Source organism: Bradyrhizobium sp. CCBAU 11430, from assembly GCF_028128855.1.
GTDB lineage: Bacteria > Pseudomonadota > Alphaproteobacteria > Rhizobiales > Xanthobacteraceae > Bradyrhizobium > Bradyrhizobium ottawaense.
The window spans coordinates 1-17,030 of the sequence record NZ_LBJV01000034.1 but is presented as its reverse complement, the minus strand read 5'-3'; the positions used below and the strand labels follow the sequence as shown (position 1 = coordinate 17,030).

14 protein-coding genes and 2 tRNA genes are annotated in these 17,030 nt (G+C 63.4%); 10 read left to right on the top strand and 6 right to left on the bottom strand.

Going from position 1 to position 17,030, the window contains the following annotated elements; genetic code table 11:
- Nucleotides 1–8 precede the first annotated feature (8 nt).
- Entirely contained in the window at nt 9–695 is a 687-nt protein-coding gene (locus XI04_RS09345) for a response regulator (protein ID WP_028143914.1), read from the top strand.
- A 106-nt stretch (nt 696–801) separates the two neighbouring features.
- Nucleotides 802–1,500: a response regulator gene (locus tag XI04_RS09340; RefSeq protein ID WP_271608701.1), complete on the top strand. Its 699-nt coding sequence runs from the start codon at nt 802–804 to the stop codon at nt 1,498–1,500.
- Nucleotides 1,501–1,644: 144 nt separating this feature from the next.
- Here XI04_RS09340 and XI04_RS09335 read toward each other — a convergent pair whose 3' ends face one another.
- A complete protein-coding gene (locus XI04_RS09335; RefSeq protein ID WP_271608702.1) occupies nt 1,645–3,003 on the bottom strand; it encodes a hybrid sensor histidine kinase/response regulator in 1,359 nt (452 codons plus the stop codon).
- A gap of 10 nt (nt 3,004–3,013) precedes the next feature.
- Nucleotides 3,014–4,180: an FIST N-terminal domain-containing protein gene (locus tag XI04_RS09330; RefSeq protein WP_152102079.1), complete on the bottom strand. Its 1,167-nt coding sequence runs from the start codon at nt 4,178–4,180 to the stop codon at nt 3,014–3,016.
- A gap of 265 nt (nt 4,181–4,445) precedes the next feature.
- Between XI04_RS09330 and XI04_RS09325 the strand changes: the two genes are divergently transcribed.
- From XI04_RS09325 to XI04_RS09305, 5 genes are all read left to right on the top strand, one after another.
- A complete protein-coding gene (locus XI04_RS09325; protein ID WP_271611335.1) occupies nt 4,446–6,485 on the top strand; it encodes a methyl-accepting chemotaxis protein in 2,040 nt (679 codons plus the stop codon).
- Nucleotides 6,486–6,916: 431 nt separating this feature from the next.
- A complete protein-coding gene (locus XI04_RS09320) occupies nt 6,917–8,950 on the top strand; it encodes a methyl-accepting chemotaxis protein (protein WP_271623626.1) in 2,034 nt (677 codons plus the stop codon).
- Nucleotides 8,951–9,489: 539 nt separating this feature from the next.
- Entirely contained in the window at nt 9,490–10,974 is a 1,485-nt protein-coding gene (locus XI04_RS09315) for an MFS transporter (protein WP_028142004.1), read from the top strand.
- 4 nt (nt 10,975–10,978) lie between these two features.
- Nucleotides 10,979–11,797, top strand: coding sequence for a trehalose-phosphatase (otsB, locus tag XI04_RS09310; protein ID WP_271608705.1), 819 nt, complete (start codon nt 10,979–10,981; stop codon nt 11,795–11,797).
- Nucleotides 11,798–12,037: 240 nt separating this feature from the next.
- On the top strand, nt 12,038–13,501 hold the full coding sequence (locus XI04_RS09305; RefSeq protein ID WP_028142002.1) for a trehalose-6-phosphate synthase: 1,464 nt from the start codon (nt 12,038–12,040) through the stop codon (nt 13,499–13,501).
- A 109-nt stretch (nt 13,502–13,610) separates the two neighbouring features.
- Here the strand turns inward: XI04_RS09305 and XI04_RS09300 are convergent, their stop codons facing one another.
- A complete protein-coding gene (locus tag XI04_RS09300) occupies nt 13,611–13,952 on the bottom strand; it encodes a hypothetical protein (RefSeq protein ID WP_095425357.1) in 342 nt (113 codons plus the stop codon).
- Nucleotides 13,953–14,146: 194 nt separating this feature from the next.
- Between XI04_RS09300 and XI04_RS09295 the strand changes: the two genes are divergently transcribed.
- A tRNA-Ser gene (locus tag XI04_RS09295) sits at nt 14,147–14,236 on the top strand.
- A 137-nt stretch (nt 14,237–14,373) separates the two neighbouring features.
- On the opposite strand, the gene XI04_RS09290 is transcribed toward XI04_RS09295, so the two are convergent.
- Nucleotides 14,374–14,841: a hypothetical protein gene (locus XI04_RS09290; RefSeq protein ID WP_271596118.1), complete on the bottom strand. Its 468-nt coding sequence runs from the start codon at nt 14,839–14,841 to the stop codon at nt 14,374–14,376.
- Nucleotides 14,842–14,925: 84 nt separating this feature from the next.
- Here XI04_RS09290 and XI04_RS09285 point away from each other — a divergent pair, with 84 nt between their 5' ends.
- On the top strand, nt 14,926–15,165 hold the full coding sequence (locus XI04_RS09285) for a helix-turn-helix domain-containing protein (protein ID WP_271596119.1): 240 nt from the start codon (nt 14,926–14,928) through the stop codon (nt 15,163–15,165).
- 494 nt (nt 15,166–15,659) lie between these two features.
- Here XI04_RS09285 and XI04_RS09280 read toward each other — a convergent pair whose 3' ends face one another.
- Nucleotides 15,660–16,088 (bottom strand): DUF6641 family protein, encoded by a 429-nt coding sequence (locus XI04_RS09280; RefSeq protein WP_271596120.1) that lies wholly within the window; start codon nt 16,086–16,088, stop codon nt 15,660–15,662.
- A 227-nt stretch (nt 16,089–16,315) separates the two neighbouring features.
- Here XI04_RS09280 and XI04_RS09275 point away from each other — a divergent pair.
- A tRNA-Arg gene (locus XI04_RS09275) sits at nt 16,316–16,412 on the top strand.
- 77 nt (nt 16,413–16,489) lie between these two features.
- Here XI04_RS09275 and XI04_RS09270 read toward each other — a convergent pair.
- The coding region (locus tag XI04_RS09270) for a hypothetical protein (RefSeq protein ID WP_271623625.1) at nt 16,490–17,030 on the bottom strand (541 nt) is incomplete at its 5' end.

The following is a 17,030-nucleotide window of genomic DNA, read 5'->3' as shown; positions in this document are numbered from 1 at the left end:
AAGGTGCCATGACCAGCTTCCTGATCATCGACGATCATCCGCTGTTTCGCGAGGCGCTCGGCAATGCCGTGCGGCTGGCGCTGCCGGAGGCCCGCATTCTGGAAGCGATGTCGATCGAGGACGCCTTACGGGTGCTTTCGGTCGAACGGGGGATCGACCTTGCGCTGCTCGATCTCTCGCTTCCCGACGCAACCGGTTTCTCCGGCTTTCTCAGGCTGCGCGAGACCTATCCGCGCCTGCCGGTCGCCATCGTCTCGAGCGAGGAGGATCAGCATGTGGTCCGCGAGGCACTGGCGCTGGGTGCTGCCGGCTATCTGCCGAAATCCACGTCCAAGCGCGAGCTCGCGCAGTCGATCGAAGGCGTGCTCGGCGGATCGGTGTCGGTGCCGAAGGATTTCGTGGCGGAGCCGCAGCGGAAGCGGGCCGACAGCAGCAAGGCACTCAGGGTCAAGCTTCGCGAACTGACGCCGCAGCAGCTTCGCGTGCTCGATCTCCTTCGCCGCGGCTATCCGAACCGGCAGATCGCGCAGGAGCTTCAACTCGCCGAATCGACTGTGAAGGCGCACATCACCGAGATCCTGCGCAAGCTCGGACTGTTCAGCCGCAACAAGGCGATCGTCGAGATCGGCAAGGTCGATCTGCCGGATCCGCGGCAGCGGCCCCATCCGAGGATCGATCGCGGGAGGCCGCAATGAGCTGCTGGTCCGATTTGATCTGGATCAAGCCGGGTTGCTCCGGCGACGGCATGCTCGCCGGTCTGATCGCTGACTTCGGTGACGAGCTGGGAACGGCCCAAATCTGATGCGGTTTCTGATTGTCGAGGATCATCCGCTGTTTCGCGAGGCGCTCGAGGGAGCGCTGCAAATGGCGACGCCGGATGCCGAGATGCTTCAGGCCAACTCGATCGACGGTGCGCTCGAATTGTTGGCGTCGAGGCCCGATGTCGACCTCATTCTCCTCGACTTGTCGATACCCGGGACGACCGGACTGTCCGGCATCATCCGCATCCGCAAGGCGTTTCCGCGCATTCCCGTCGTCATCGTGTCGGGGCACCAGGACGCGCAGATCATCTCGGGCGCATTGTCGCTCGGCGTATCCGGCTACATCCTCAAATCCTCGTCCAAGCAGGAGCTGGCGCATTCGATCGGCGAAGTCGTGCGCGGCGCGGTGTGTCTGCCGGCCGCTTTTCGCGCGCTGGCCCGCCCGCAGCGTTCGCCGATCGCGGCCCAGGAGCTGCTGAAGCGCCTTCACGATCTGACGCCCCAGCAATTGCGTGTCCTCGAAATGCTCAAGCGCGGCCTGCAGAACAAGCAGATCGCCTTTGAGCTGAAGATCTCCGAGACCACCGTGAAGGTTCACGTCTCGGATATCCTGCGCAAGCTGAACGTGATGAGCCGCACCAAGGCGATCGTCGAAATGTCGAAGATCGATTTTGCGACGCTGGCGGGCTCGGGAGCGGCCGCGAAGCGCGACCGCGCCCGGACCGATCCGCAGGCATGATTGCCACCTCGTTCGCAGCCGATGCGACGCGAGGTGATGAACTAAAGCGCGATATGCGATCAGGATGAATCGTCATCGCGCTTTAGGTTGTTGTTTAAGCATGATCTTTCCGGAAAACCGCTGCGCACTTTTCCGGATCATGCTTTAGCTCAGCAGGAACGACAGCAGCGCGCGCATTTCCGCCGGCCTGATCGGCTTCTTCAGCACTTCCAGCCCGTGGCGGCTGGCTTCCGCCGCAGCCTTTTCGGAATAATCCGCGGTGATGATCATCGCCGGCACGTCCGACTTCAACCGCTGCCGGATTCCCTCGACGGCCGACAATCCGCTTTCGCCGTGATCGAGATGGAGATCGGCGATGATGGCGTCCGGCGTGCCGCCGAGCTCACTCAAGCGCTGGGCGGCATCCGCGGCGGATCTCGTGGTCGCGACGTCGCAGCCCCATCCTTCCAGCAAGGCGGCCAGCGCCTCCGCGCCCGAGGCGTCGTTCTCGATGAGCAGGATCTTGGCCCCTCCCAGACCGCCATAGTGCAGGTCTGCGGGCTTCATCTCCTGCAGGTCGTCGCTGACATCGGCGCGATCGGCCTGCTCCAGCTCGAGCACAAAGGTCGATCCGCGGCCGACATGCGACGACAGCCGCACCTCGTGGCCGAGCGCCGTCGCGAAGCGGCGCACGATCGAAAGTCCGAGGCCGAAGCCGGCCTGGTCGGTCGCGCTCGCGTCGCCGCGCTGGAACTCCCGGAAGATCGCCTCCTGCTGCGCCTGCGCAATTCCGGGCCCGGTATCGGAGATCTGGATCGCGATGCGATCGCCACGCCGTCTGCATCCCATGATGACGCCGCCGCTGCGGGTATAACGGATCGCATTCGCGAGCAGATTTTGCAGGATCCTCCGGAGCATCATCGGGTCGGACAGGACCGCGAGCGGCGAGCTGCGGACGCGCAGGGACAGTCCCTGCCTCCAGGCGATCGGCTCGAACTCGTCGCGGAGCTGGTCGAGCAGCGGCCCAAGCGCGATCGGCCGCACGTCGGGCCGGAGCGCGCCCGCATCGAGCTTCGCGATCTCCAGAAGCGAGCGGAGCAGGTCTTCCAGCGTGACCAGGGAGCGGTCGACCTGGTCGATGAGCAGGCCTGCTTCCTGCGACTCCATCATCTCGGTGAGGGCCGACAGGGTCAGGCGTGCCGCGTTCAGCGGCTGCAGGAGATCGTGGGTGACCGAGATCAACACGGACGATTTCAGCGAGCTTGCAGCTTCGGCCTGCTGCTTGGCGCGGTACAAGCCTTCGTTGGCCCGCTCGACCGAACGCAGGGCATCCCGCAACTGATGCGTCCGGTCGCGAACTTGATGGTCGAGCGCAATTGCGGTTTCGAACAGTGAGAACGCATTGAGCTGCTGGTCCATCGACCGCTCGACGCGCGACATCAGCGCCGCATTGATCTTCTTCAGCTTGACCGACTCCCGCCGGAGCTGCTCGATCGTTTCGGCATCCTGCCAGGTCTCTGCCACGTCGGCTCCGTTACGTCGGCCGCCTGCCGATGGCGACGCCGGTGAAGGTCTGGTTCACGTGCATCGAGCCGAACTGTTCGCCGTAGGTATGGAACCCGACGACGCGGTTCTGCCGGTACAGCTCGGACATTTCGCGTGAAAGCTGATGCTGCTCGGCATCCAGCCGGCGTAGCAGGCATTCGAAGCCAATATAGAGAGAGACGTCGCCGATCTGGTCACGGGTTTCCGCGAAGGCGTCGCGGGTGGCTCCGACCAGGCTGCACGAGGTTGCCGTCGTCAGCACCATGCCCTCGTCGATCGCGCAGAAGAAGCGCAGCGAGCCGTCGGGATCGACGCGCTGGATCGACCGCGCATAATAGGACCCGCCAACCCGGACCAGCACCGGATGGGATGCGAAGGAGAACGGGTCGAGCTTGGCGTCGATGATTCCGACGGCACGGGAATATTCCGCGGCGGCAGGCTCGGCGTTCAATTCCTTGACGACGCGCTGCTCGATATCGGCCTCGGTGACCACCATCTTCTGTGTGGTGGGCTCGAAATTGTCGCATTTGAACACGCGGAACGGCAGCGACGTGTTGAGGAGAATGAGGAGAGCCGCGTCGGTGTGGGCCTTGCCGTCGAAGAACACCCAGGTCCTTTCGAAGCGCAGGCCGTCGCCCGCCGACCCGCCGACGATCGGGATATTGTCGAGCGAGGCATAGAGGGCGGACATCACAGCTTCTTCGCGGCGGCACATGCCGTCGATCAGCACTAGGCCGAACGGGTTGCGGCCGCTGACCTCCGAGGTTGCCCGCAGCAGCTCGTGGCGAAGCTCGCTGCCGATCCGGCGGCCGTCCTCGACGTGGAAATTGGCGAGATTCAGGATCGGCCGGACCACGGCGTTGAAGTCAGCCTGGCTGAACGTCATCGCGACAACGCTGTTCTCGTCCCAGCCGTCCGGCGCCAGCTCGCCTGCCGTCGTGCAGCCGCAGACCGGCGTGTCCGCAAAGTGTCTCGTGATCTCGGCGATGAACCGATGAGGATCGTAGCGGGGGGAGAGGAAGACCAGGACCAGGGCCAGCTCGTCCGACGGAAGCTGGGCGACCAGCTCGGCAACGGCCTCGTCGACGGTCGGAGCTTTCGATTTCGCGACCGCAACGCTGGACGAACCGCCAAACCGAAGATCGGCCTGCCCCACTTCGTTTCTCTCCTCAAGGACCGGCTTGGTCTGTCGCCAAGATCTGCCGCCAAGTGCCGAAAACAGTAGGGCTTTTTCATTCTACCCGCAACAAGTCGCGCGGTGTCCGGCCCGGAAGTCGCCGGTCTGGTGCTTGCGCAGCCCGGGATTGCGAGCCGGAGGAATTTACCGCCCCTTGACGATTCTGCCTTAGTTTTGCGCATGCGGTCGGGGAGGCGGGGCGCCTTCGGATCGCGGCTGTTTGGAATAAGTAATGGGGGTGGGAATGTTCGGGCGTATCGCGTCGCCGTCAAAGCGCACAATATTTCCCACCCTGAGGTTCCGCGCCAAGATCATCCTGGGTTTCGCGGTCGTGCTGGCGATCTCCGCCGGCAGCATGGCCTTCTCCTATTTCGGCTTCGAGCGGGTTTCGGCCGGGGTCGGGTCCTACCGCAGCAGCGTGTCGGAGGCCGACCTCGCCCGCAACATCGACCGCGAGCTGCTCGGCTACCGTTCGGCCGTCAAATATTTCGTCGTCACCGGCAAGGAAGATGACGCCAAGGCGGCGCTCGAGGCCGAGGCCAGCCTGAAGAACGCCATCGACCAGGCCGTGAAGAGCGCCAAGACCCCGGCGCGGGGGGAGAGCCTCGACAAGCTCGCCAAGGAGTTTGCGAACTTCTCCGCAACCTTCGCCAAGGTTCTGCAGGCCAAGCGTGACAGCACGTTGCTGGTGCAGAACCAGTTGCAGCGCCAAGCCAATCTCCTGAAGTACAAGCTGGACGATATCGGTAACAACGCTTCCGATTCCGAGGCCCAGTCGATCGAGTTCGGTACCAAGCAGGTCAACGCCCAGTTCCAAACCGCGAGTGCTGCAGCCACCAATTTCGTGCTCACGTCCGATCAGGCGATCGCGACCAGCGCGCTGGCGCGGCTGAAATTCGTGGAGAACTCGCTCGGCGCGGTCTATTCGATGGACGACAAGATCGTCGCCGGCCTGAAGGAAGCCAAGACCATCCTCGGCGCCTATCGCGAAGCGCTGGAGAAGCTGATCGCCAACGCCAAGTTGGTCGACGGGCTCGTCACCGAGATGAGCGGTTCGGCCGGTGCGATCCTGCAAGGCGCCACCGCCATGAAGGCGGACCTCGTCGCCGACCAGCAGCGGCTGGATTCGGAATCGGAAGCGACGATCGGGAAGACCGAGCAACTGGTTCTGATGCTCGCCATCGGCGGTACGCTGCTTGGTGCGGTCCTCGCCTTCCTGCTCGGCGCCGGCATCTCGCGTCCGATGATCGCGATGTGCAAGGCGATGCGTGAGCTCGCCTCGGGCAATTTCGACGTGGTGCTGCCGGGTCTCGGCCGCAAGGACGAGATCGGCGAGATGGCCGGTGCGGTCGAGGAGTTCAAGGTTCAAGCCGTGGCAAAAGCCGAGCGCGATGCCGCTGCCAGCGAAGCCCAGAACAGGGAGGCGAGCGCTGCCCGCCGCTCCGAGCTGATCCGCTTTGCCGACGATTTCGAAAGCGCGGTCGGCGCCATCGTCTCCAACGTCTCGGCCTCGGCCGTGCAGCTGGAATCGGCGGCCTCCACGCTGACCCGCACCGCCGAGACCACCCAGAGCCTGTCGAGCCAGGTCGCCGGCGTCTCCGAGCAGGCGTCCTCCAACATGCAGTCGGTCGCCACCGCGACGGAAGAGCTCTCAGCCTCGGTCGAGGAGATCGGCCGCCAGGTCCGCGACTCCAGCCGGATTGCGGAAGCTGCCGTCGTGCAGGCCAAGGAGACTGACGGTCGCATCGGCAAGCTCTCGCATGCCGCCCAGCAGATCGGCGAGGTGGTCAAGCTGATCACGGCGATTGCCGAGCAGACCAATCTTCTCGCGCTCAACGCCACCATCGAGGCGGCACGCGCCGGTGAAGCCGGGCGCGGGTTCGCCGTGGTTGCCAGCGAAGTGAAGTCGCTGGCGAGCCAGACCGCGAAGGCCACCGACGAGATCTCCTCGCACATCACGGGCATGCAGGGCGCCACGGCCGAATCGGTAGCCGCGATCAAGGAGATCGGTGCGACCATCGGCCAGATCTCGTCGATCTCGACCTCGATCGCCAGCGCGGTCGAGCAGCAGGGTGCCGCGACGCAGGAGATCGCGCGCAGCGTCCAGACCGTCGCGCAGGGCACCCAGACCGCAGCCACCGACATCGGCGAGGTCAACCGCGGCGCCGCCGAGACCGGCACGGCCTCCGAGGAAGTGCTGCACTCGGCCAAGACACTGTCATCCGAAAGCACCCGCCTGCGCGCCGAGCTCGATCGCTTCATGGGGAATATCAGGGCGGCGTAAGTTGCTTGGGTTCGTGCTGAGTTAGACGATCGGCTGTCACCCCACTCTCCGCTGTCGTCCCCGCGAAAGCGGGGAACCATAACCACAGGGAGCGGATATGGAGCGAGCGGGCAACTCCGAGTCTTCGCCAAACCACTCCCTGTGGTTATGGGTCCCGGATCAGCGCTCCGCTCCCGGCAACGCTACGCGTTGCCAAGAGCTCCGCTTGTCCGGGACGACAACGGAGATTTGGTGCCCGCACTTAATTTATGACGGCATTTGTAACGGCGCGGAAAAGCGCGCCTTAACAAATCCCCGCGTCACCTAACCGCGAGTTGCGGCGCCACAAATTTACCACAGCTTATCCTTTGCCGATTACCGTGCGGGCGAGTCAGGAAGCGGGCTGCTTCCGGGCTGCGCCTGGTTTTCCGCGAATGGAATGGGGTGGGGGAATGTCGGTCAAGTCGAAGTCGAACCAATCGAAGCTGCCAAGCTTGCGTTTTCGCGCAAAAATCATCCTCGGCTTCGTGGCGGTGCTAGCCATCCTCGCCGTCAGCATGGCTTTCGCCTATTTCGGCTTCGAGCGGATCCAGGCCGCCGTGGCTTCCTACCGCACCAGCGTGTCGGAAGCCGACCTCGCCCGGACGGTCGATCGCGAGCTGATCGCCTATCAGGGACTGGCTCGGGCCTATACCCTGACGGGGGCGGGGGATGACGAGACCGCAGCCAAGGCCGCCGAAGACAATCTGAAGAGCGCGATCGCCAAGTCGATGTCCGCCACGACAGGCGCCGCCCGCCGCGAGCAGGTCGGCAAGCTGGAGGCCGAGTTTCAGCGCTTCACGAAGGTGTTCGGGGAGAACATCGTCCTGACGCGCGAGAACAACAAGATCGCGGCCGATGAGCTCAACAGCGTCGGCAACAAGATCCGCTTCAAGTTCGACGACCTCGCCGATACCGCCGCGCTGGCGGGGCTGGCATCGGTCCAGACCACGGCCAAGGACATCACCTCGCAATATCTGGCTGTCTCCACCTCGGTCAGCGCCTTCGTCGCCAAGCCGGAGCCGAAGACCGCCGACGGCGTGATCGCCCGCATCAAATTCCTGGAGACCCTGCTGGTCTCGATCTATGCCAGCGACCAGAAGATCACCGACCGCGTCACCGAGATCGGCAATCTGCTGAAGCAGTACCGCACCTCCTTCTCAAAGCTGACCGAGAACGTGAAGATCATCGTCAAGTCGAACGGTGAGATGACCAAGACGGCGGCGACCATCCTCAAGCTCTCGGCCGAGCTGCGTTCGGATTTGACTGCTGACCAGCAGCGCATCGAGGCGAGCGCCAACGCGACGATCGGAGAGACCGAGCAACTGATGCTGATGATGGCGCTCGGCGGCCTTGCCATCGGTGCCGTGCTGGCCCTGTGGCTCGGCAACGGCATCTCGCGTCCGATGATCGCGATGTGCAAGGCGATGCGTGAGCTGGCCTCGGGCAATTTCGACGTGGTGCTGCCGGGTCTCGGCCGCAAGGACGAGATCGGCGAGATGGCCGGTGCGGTCGAGGAGTTCAAGGTTCAAGCCGTGGCAAAAGCCGAGCGCGATGCCGCCGCCAGCGAAGCCCAGAACAGGGAGGCGAGCGCTGCCCGCCGCTCCGAGCTGATCCGCTTCGCCGACGATTTCGAGAGCGCGGTCGGCGCCATCGTCTCCAACGTCTCGGCCTCGGCCGTGCAGCTGGAATCGGCGGCCTCCACGCTGACCCGCCCCGCCGAGACCACCCAGAGCCTGTCGAGCCAGGTCGCCGGCGTCTCCGAGCAGGCGTCCTCCAACATGCAGTCGGTCGCCACCGCGACGGAAGAGCTCTCGGCCTCGGTCGAGGAGATCGGCCGCCAGGTCCGCGACTCCAGCCGGATTGCGGAAGCTGCCGTGGTCCAGGCCAAGGAGACCGACGGGCGCATCGGCAAGCTCTCGCATGCCGCCCAGCAGATCGGCGAGGTGGTCAAGCTGATCACGGCGATTGCCGAGCAGACCAATCTTCTCGCGCTCAACGCCACCATCGAGGCGGCACGCGCCGGTGAAGCCGGCCGCGGGTTCGCCGTGGTTGCCAGCGAAGTGAAGTCGCTGGCGAGCCAGACCGCGAAGGCCACGGACGAGATCTCCTCGCACATCACGGGCATGCAGGGCGCCACGGCCGAATCGGTAGCCGCGATCAAGGAGATCGGTGCGACCATCGGACAGATCTCGTCGATCTCGACCTCGATCGCCAGCGCGGTCGAGCAGCAGGGCGCGGCGACGCAGGAGATCGCGCGCAGCGTCCAGACCGTCGCGCAGGGTACCCAGACCGCAGCCACCGACATCGGCGAGGTCAACCGCGGCGCCGCCGAGACCGGCTCGGCCTCCGAGGAAGTGCTGCACTCGGCCAAGACACTGTCATCCGAAAGCACCCGCCTGCGCGCCGAGCTCGATCGCTTCATGGGGAATATCCGGGCGGCGTAAGTTGCTTGGGTTCGTGCTGAGTTAGACGATCGGCTGTCACCCCACTCTCCGCTGTCGTCCCCGCGAAAGCGGGGAACCATAACCACAGGGAGCGGATATGGAGCGAGCGGGCAACTCCGAGTCTTCGCCAAACCACTCCCTGTGGTTATGGGTCCCGGATCAGCGCTCCGCTCCCGGCAACGCTACGCGTTGCCAAGAGCTCCGCTTGTCCGGGACGACAACGGAGTTTGCGCGGTTGATGTAGAAGGTCAGCATCGACAGCGCGCTTCGCACTCGTCCGCACGGCGCCGCGCTTGGCGCTCGTCGTCCTGCGCAAGGCTGTTTTGCGGGATTGTGTCGTCTTTCTGACATGAGCCATGCGTCAACTCCTTGCGGCTCCATCGGAAACGAGCGGTACGAAGGGCGTTCCCGTGGGAACCCGGCCTCGCCGCAGACGTTGTCGCAGGTGGCAGGCGGAATGCCGCACCCCGATGATCGGATCAACCCCGTCCACGTCATGTGAGCCGGGGGCGCTTCCATTGATCAGACACAACAACCCGATGGAATTGCAGCAAAGCCCAGCGCCGAACTATGCTCCTGTGGTCGCGGCAGCCGCGGCCGATCGCATCGTCGAGACCAGTATCCCCGCGCGGCTCGACGCGCTGCCCTGGAGCGGCTTTCACACTCGCGTCGTGCTGGCGCTCGGCATCACCTGGATCCTCGACGGACTCGAGGTGACGCTGGCCGGTGCGCTCTCCGGTGCGCTGAAGCAGAGCCCGTCGCTGCAATTCACCAATCTCGATCTCGGCATTGCCAATTCCGCCTATCTCGCCGGCGCCGTGCTCGGTGCGCTCGGCTTCGGCTGGCTGACCGACCGCATCGGCCGCAAGAAGCTGTTCTTCATCACGCTGGCACTCTATCTCTCGGCGACGGCCGCGACCGCTCTGTCATGGAATGTCGCGAGCTACGCGCTGTTTCGTTTCCTCACCGGTGCCGGCATCGGCGGCGAATACACCGCGATCAACTCGACCATCCAGGAGCTGGTGCCGGCGCGCTATCGCGGCTGGACCGATCTCGTCATCAACGGCAGTTTCTGGATCGGGGCCGCAATGGGCGCGGTGGCGTCGATCGTGCTGCTGGATCCTGCCGTGATCAACCCCGATCTCGGCTGGCGCCTGGCTTATCTCATCGGCGCGACCGTCGGCCTCGTCGTGCTCTTGATGCGGATGTGGATTCCGGAGAGTCCGCGCTGGCTGATGATCCATGGCCGCCCCGATCAGGCCCACGCAATCGTCGACGAGATCGAACGCTCGGTGATCGGACACGACCAGGATACGAGCGACGGACGCTTCACAAAGATCCGGCTGAAGATGCGCGATCACACGCCGATCCGCGAGGTCGTGCACACGCTATTCTCGGCATATCGCCAGCGCGCGCTGGTCGGCCTCGTGCTGATGAGTGCGCAGGCCTTCTTCTACAATGCCATCTTCTTCACCTTCGCGCTGGTGCTGACCGATTTCTACGGCATCAGCGCCGATCATGTCGGCTGGTACCTGCTCCCCTTCGCCGCCGGCAATTTCCTTGGGCCCCTGCTGCTCGGCCGGCTGTTCGATACGCTCGGGCGCCGCATCATGATCATGTTCACCTATGGCGTGTCGGGCCTGTTGCTGGCGATCTCGGGCTATCTGTTCTCCATCGGCGTCCTCTCGGCGCAGGGGCAGACCATCGCCTGGATGGTGATCTTCTTCTTCGCCTCGCCGGCCGCGAGCGCGGCCTATCTCACCGTCAGCGAGACCTTTCCGCTCGAAGTTCGCGCGCTGGCGATCGCGGTGTTCTACGCGGTCGGCACCGGCATCGGCGGCGTGATCGGGCCGGCGCTGTTCGGCGTGCTGATCGACACGGGATCGCGCACCAGCGTGTTCGCCGGCTATCTGCTGGGGTCAGCCCTGATGATCGCGGCCGCGATCGTGGCGTGGCGCTATGCCGTCCCTGCGGAGCGCAAATCGCTCGAACAAATCGCGCGGCCGCTCGCCTTTATGGAGTAGACTGATGAAATCGGAATTTGCAGAAATGGCGTTGGACCAGAAGCGCACCATGCCGGACGACGAAGCACCCGATGCGGTGCCGGTGCCGCATGCGCTGGTGCCGCATCTCGACGAGATCGCGATTCTGCTCGACATCGACGGCACGCTGCTCGACCTGATGCCGACGCCGCGCGAAGTGTGGGTGCCGCCGGGCCTGTCGGACACGCTGAACCGGTTGACCGAGCGCACTTCCGGCGCGCTGGCGCTGGTCAGCGGCCGCTCGCTCAACGACATCGACCTGATCTTCGCACCCGATGTGTTCCGCGCCGTCGCCGGCCACGGCGCGGAGATGCGGCTGTCGATCGACAGTGAGGCCGATGACGTGCACGCCCCGCCGCTGGACAAGGAGCTGAAGCGGCGCCTGGCCGCCATCGCCAAGCTTTCGCCCGGCATTCTGCTCGAGGACAAGGGGTATTCACTCGCGCTGCATTACCGCCTCGCGCCGCACGCGGAGAAAGCGATCTACGAATCGGTCTCGGTGATCCGCGCCGACCTGCCCAATGCGCCGATCGAAGTGCTGCCCGGCAAGTTCGTCTGCGAGATCAAGCATTCCGGATTCACCAAGGCGACCGGCGTGCGCGAACTGATGAAGCGGGAGCCGTTCAAAGGACGGCGTCCGATCTTCATCGGTGACGACGTCACCGATGAAACCGTGTTCGCGATCATGCCCGACATGGATGGGCTTGCCTTCTCCGTCGGTCGCCGTGCCATGGGCGTGAATGGCCATTTCGACGCGCCGAACGATGTGCGTGCGTTCCTTGCCCGCCTGCTCGACCCGAGGTGAAATAAAGGCAAGGCCGCGTCACAGACATGATGCTTTGGGAACGGCGCCGTCGCGCGCCGCTAAGCGTGCTGCGCAACATGGCCGCATAAGCTGACTTTGCAACGAAATCTCGGGTTCCCGAAGCGAAACCAGTTCCAACGCGCGTGCCCGATTTTGGTTTCAATTGGTTGAAACGATGACAGGAACCATATTGATGAACGGCAGTTAAACGGGGTGGAATGAAACAGGAGGGGACGACCTGTGAATTTAGTCGTCGTTTCGAATCGCGTCGCGCGCGGCAAGCCTAACGAGCCCATGACGGGCGGCCTCGCGGCGGCCTTGTTGCCGGTGGTGGAACATTCGGGCGCGATCTGGGTGGGTTCTTCGGGCCGCGTGCGCGACGGCCATCAGAAGGAGCCGTTCGCGGAGATCGAAGCGCTCGGATCGGGCGCGATTGCGACGTTGGATCTGCCGGCGGCGCATTACGGCGGCTATTACGAAGGCTTTGCCAATTCGGCGCTGTGGCCCGCGCTGCATTCGCGCAGCGATTTGATCCGCGTCTCGCGCGACGATTACGTCAGCTATCGCGAGGTCAACGCCTTCATGGCGCGCGCCTTGATGCGCTTCCGAAAAGCCAAGACCGCGTTCTGGGTTCAGGATTATCATTTCCTCGCGCTCGGCGCCGAACTGCGTGATCTCGGCGTCGACGATCCGATCGGCTTCTTCCTGCATACGCCGTGGCCGGTCGCCGCGGTGATGCAGGGCGTGCCCAATCATCGCGAGTTGATCACGGCAATGCTGGCCTACGATCTGCTCGGCTTCCAGACCGAGGAGGATTGCCAGAATTTTCTCGGCTACGTCGCGAGCGAGCTTGGCCTCGCCGTCGAGGACGGCGTTGCGATTTCGCAGCATGGCCGCACCCGCTGCGAGGTCTTCCCGATCGGAATCGATGCGGAGAAGTTTGCGCAATACGCGGCGAAATCGGCCTCGCATCCCGACGTGTCGCGGCTGCGGCGCAGCCTCAATGGCGAGCGCCTCGCGATCGGTGTCGACCGGCTCGACTATTCGAAGGGCCTCGTCAACCGCATCAGCGCGTTCGACCGGCTCTGGACCGAACAGCCGCAATTCTTGCGCAGCATCTCGCTGCTGCAGATCGCCAACCCCTCGCGCGGCGGCATCGAAGCCTATGGCAATCTGCAGAACGATGTCGCGCGCCTCGTCACCGACGTCAACGGCCGCCACGGCGAGGTCGACTGGACGCCGATCCGCTATTTGAACAAGGGCTTCAGCCAGGCGGTGCTCGCAGGGCTCTACCGGACCGCGCAGATCGGCGTGGTGACGCCGCTGCATGACGGCATGAACCTCGTCGCCAAGGAATATGTCGCCGCGCAAAACCCGGCCGATCCCGGCGTGCTGGTGCTGTCGAAATTCGCAGGCGCGGCCAACGAGCTCGATGCCGCGCTGGTCGTCAATCCGCACGACATCGACGGCATGGCCCGCGCGATTGCGATCGCCGCCGCGATGCCGCTCACCGAGCGCAAGATGCGCTGGGACGCGATGATGAAGAAGCTGCGCGGCCACACCATCCAGCAATGGTCGGCCGATTTCGTCGCCGAGCTCGAGAAGTGCCGGACCGAGAAGGCCGCTGTCACCCCGCTCGCCACGCAGCCGCCGCAGGCTCTGCGCTGGCTGAAGTCGGCGATCTCAGGCGTAAGGCTGATATAGGATTCCGCGTCATGGCCGGGCTTGTCCCGGCCATCCACGTCTCACCCCAAGTCCTTAAGAACGTGGATGCCCGGGACAAGCCCGGGCATGACGGCGTACGACTGCGGCCTCAATAGCAATACGACACCCCATCCAAAATCGCGCATTGCCGCTTGTTCGGCGCGTTGGGATCGTCCATCGGCGCCATGCCCTTGCCCTGGCCGACGAACACGCCGGGCCCGACATGCACCGAGCTCTTGTTGCCGATGATCACGCTCGGATGCGGCGCCGAGCTCGAGCGCGTGCCGTCCGGCCAGATGATGGCATCGCCCGACAGCACCCCGCGCCGGCCGTCGTTGCAGCTGACATCGACCCCTTGCCGGGTGCAGACCTGGGCGGCGGCGGGCACGGCGAAGGCGGAGCCAAGGGCCGAAATCAGGCCAAGGGCGACGATGGTGCTGCGGATGGTCATGGCGTCCCCGGTCGTGTTTGCTGTTCTTACGTGAATCGTCGCGCCAAACCCGTCACCGGTTCAGCCGGCAGGAGGGTCATGGCATCTGCCGTGCCAGATATTATCCCGTAAATACAATATCTTACGGAAAATTCACCCGATTTCCCGGCGATCCCTTGCAAAATCATCGGCGCCCCTTCAAGAGAGGGCGCTCCGGAGAGATGGCCGAGTGGCTTAAGGCGCACGCTTGGAAAGCGTGTGTGCGGGAAACCGTACCGTGGGTTCGAATCCCACTCTCTCCGCCACGATTAGTCATCAAGCCCATGACAAGTTTAGTTTTTCGGTATTGCTGACAGTAGGGTACCACATTCCACCCCACATAATTTTTTGACTTAGCCTAGCCCATGGTAGGCCTGTCCACTGCCACCAAAAAACGGCTTGATCAGCCACCGGCCCCTCCGGTCCAGGTCCCCTTGTCGGTGACGATCTTCACCGACACTGGTTCGCACCTCAGCCCGATGCCATACGCATCTCCCGTCTTAATCGTCCTGTTGGTCACATTGATAAACTGAGCTGCCAACAGCATGGCGAAATTGGCGACACCGTCGTCCGGGACGCACTCTGGCCTGCCGTTTACGACAACCTTTTCGATAGTGACGGGCTGCTCGGTGATCGAGACGATCTTCAAATGATCCCAACACTGCGTAGCCTTTCGATCCAGATACCTGCATTCATGTGTCACCCGTAGTGACGGCCCTGCTGGTGGGACGTAGCCGGTAGCCACATCGATCGCAGCTGCGAGAGCGGGCTTTAGCGCCGGAAACCACGAGTACAGCGTTTGAATGTTTGCGACGGCCAGCGGAATACCCAAGAGTAGGAGCAAGGTCACTGTCGCGCTAATCTTTTTCACTTTAGCCCCTCGTTATTGGTGATGCTGATCGTTTGAGGCTTTAAAGCCGTGGGCGAATAAACCACAGGTTGGTCTGGTCCGTACATGGACCTCCGCCAAGTTTTCGCGACCAACCTCAGGCGCATCCGGCATGACCGGAAGCTGTCCCAGGAGCGACTGGCTAATGATGCTGGGGTGGACCGGGCCTACCTAAGCAGGGTCGAACGGGCCGTGACCTACGTTGGCCTGGAGATCGTCGAGAAGCTGGCAAAGATCCTGGACGTGGACCCAGCCGAGTTCTTTCGGAAGCCGAGCCGGGCCGGTCCCCGCCGGAAGGTTAGCTGAGCCCTTTCCGGTCCCTTCCAGCTCACCCGACTTTGGATTGAGATCGGACCAATCCCGTCCCGTCCCGGCTCACCCTGGCCAAGTAGGGGATGACGTCCAGCCGATCCAAGCCGTTAAGCCGAACTTTAGCTGCACGTCCAAGCTGATCACTGCCAAAATCGGTCGGACGTATCCGTAGCGTCGCGAGCTGGCCGGGGTTTGGGCGCGGACGAGCAACCTCAGCCGAGGCGGCCGACCGGTATATGACAAGACGTCCAGTAGCTCATTTGCGGCAGCAAGTCGCGTCCAGCATCTCCGGCTTACTTCAATGCCGCAGGTGGCTGGACGTGTGTGCTACTGAGCTTGGGAGATCGAACCGTCGCGGGAGCAACGCGTGTCCGGTGGAAAGTCCGTCCAGATCGGAGGGCTCCGGCGTGGCCCTGCGGGCGAATACCCGACCCAACTGAGGCGAGACGGGCTGGGAGCACTACTGTTACCCAGCCCGCTCTGTATGGTCAGGCAGCCTTGCGGGACTTACCGATACCGCCAGTCTTGGCCGCCTGGCTGAAGTGGTCGTCCAACTCGCCAGCCCGCACAGCTCCGATCAGGGCGTCGATGACGGCCGGCAGCTTGTCCTTGGAGCCGACGACGATGCCGGCCTTGCCTTTCTCAAACTCGATCGGCTTGGCACCGAACTTGATCGACATGACCACCTGTCCGCTCGCGTCTGTCTTCCACCAGGGCCGGACCGCCTGCTGTTTGGTCGTGGCCTGACGCTCGCCGTTGACCTTGGTCCAACGCTGGACGGTCCTGACGTGGTTAGGGTCGTTGAGGAGCAGCTTCTGCTCCTCCAGCTTGGTAATGAACTTGGTCCGGCGCATGTGCACCGGATCGCTGGCGACCTTGGGCAGTGCGGTGAACGAGAGGGACTTGAGGATCGGCATTTGGGTTCTCCGTTGTTGGATAAACCCGCCCGACCCTAATCGGGTGTAGGGGACTGTACATGCCGTTAGCCAACCCGTCCGCGCGCTAGAGTTTTTTGATGACGATGAGCCGCCAAGTTCCTGCCAGCTGAACCGCCGCTAGTTGTCCGGTAAGGCCAATTCAGTTTTGCTTGAGCACTGATCCGCTGGGGTGAAAGACTTTGGTGATTGGAGCAAAAGTGGACCAAGAAGTTCCATGGAGATCGCTACGGACGACCGGGACGTCGCCAGATCGTCGGTTTCCTAAACCGTAGGTCACATGTTCGAGTCATGCCGGGATCGCCAAAACTTCAACGACTTAGCCGCGAGCGCATTGAGCGGAGCGGAAATTTTGCTCCGTTTTGCTCCGCAGTCATTTTGCTCTATCGCCGAAGGTCAGGCGGCTTAGTATTCCACGATTTCACGGGGGCTACTTCCTTCATCGTCGGTATGTTCTCTGGGCGCTCTGGGTATGAAAACTCTTCGTCGCGCAACCATCGACCCTCAAAGCGATTCCACATCATCATTGCATCGAACTGCTGCCCGAACTCGTAGACGCACCACAAGCCGCCGCGCTGGATTTTCTCGCCGGTCGAGTCGAAGGGGATGCCGTTGAGGCGGGACATCTCGCTGAAGACATGCCAGTGCGCGCGAATGTATCCATCCTCGAAAGCAACATGGTACGGCTGCGCCGGCTTCCAGCGATAGTTGCCCTGACCCCGCAAGTAGAACCCGCGCCGCTGCATCATGAACGCTGGGATGCGGGTGATTGCCTTGGCGATCTTCCTTGCTTCATCCGACGAAAGCTTGCTGTGACCGAACGACCATTTTTGTAGATCGTCCCGGCAATGCACTGTCGCCAGCATGCAGATTCCAATGATCGCGCGCAGGTATTCCAATCTGATGCCGCGCAGCGTTCCGATC

Bases quoted from the DNA above. Each gene is read 5' to 3' on its own strand.
- XI04_RS09340 (WP_271608701.1), top strand. From the start codon at position 802: ATGCGGTTTCTGATTGTCGAGGATCATCCGCTGTTTCGCGAGGCGCTC.
- XI04_RS09285 (WP_271596119.1), top strand. From the start codon at position 14,926: ATGGACCTCCGCCAAGTTTTCGCGACCAACCTCAGGCGCATCCGGCAT.
- XI04_RS09300 (WP_095425357.1), bottom strand. From the start codon at position 13,952: ATGACCATCCGCAGCACCATCGTCGCCCTTGGCCTGATTTCGGCCCTT.
- XI04_RS09345 (WP_028143914.1), top strand. From the start codon at position 9: ATGACCAGCTTCCTGATCATCGACGATCATCCGCTGTTTCGCGAGGCG.
- XI04_RS09320 (WP_271623626.1), top strand. From the start codon at position 6,917: ATGTCGGTCAAGTCGAAGTCGAACCAATCGAAGCTGCCAAGCTTGCGT.
- XI04_RS09315 (WP_028142004.1), top strand. From the start codon at position 9,490: ATGGAATTGCAGCAAAGCCCAGCGCCGAACTATGCTCCTGTGGTCGCG.
- XI04_RS09280 (WP_271596120.1), bottom strand. From the start codon at position 16,088: ATGCCGATCCTCAAGTCCCTCTCGTTCACCGCACTGCCCAAGGTCGCC.
- otsB (WP_271608705.1), top strand. From the start codon at position 10,979: ATGAAATCGGAATTTGCAGAAATGGCGTTGGACCAGAAGCGCACCATG.
- XI04_RS09325 (WP_271611335.1), top strand. From the start codon at position 4,446: ATGTTCGGGCGTATCGCGTCGCCGTCAAAGCGCACAATATTTCCCACC.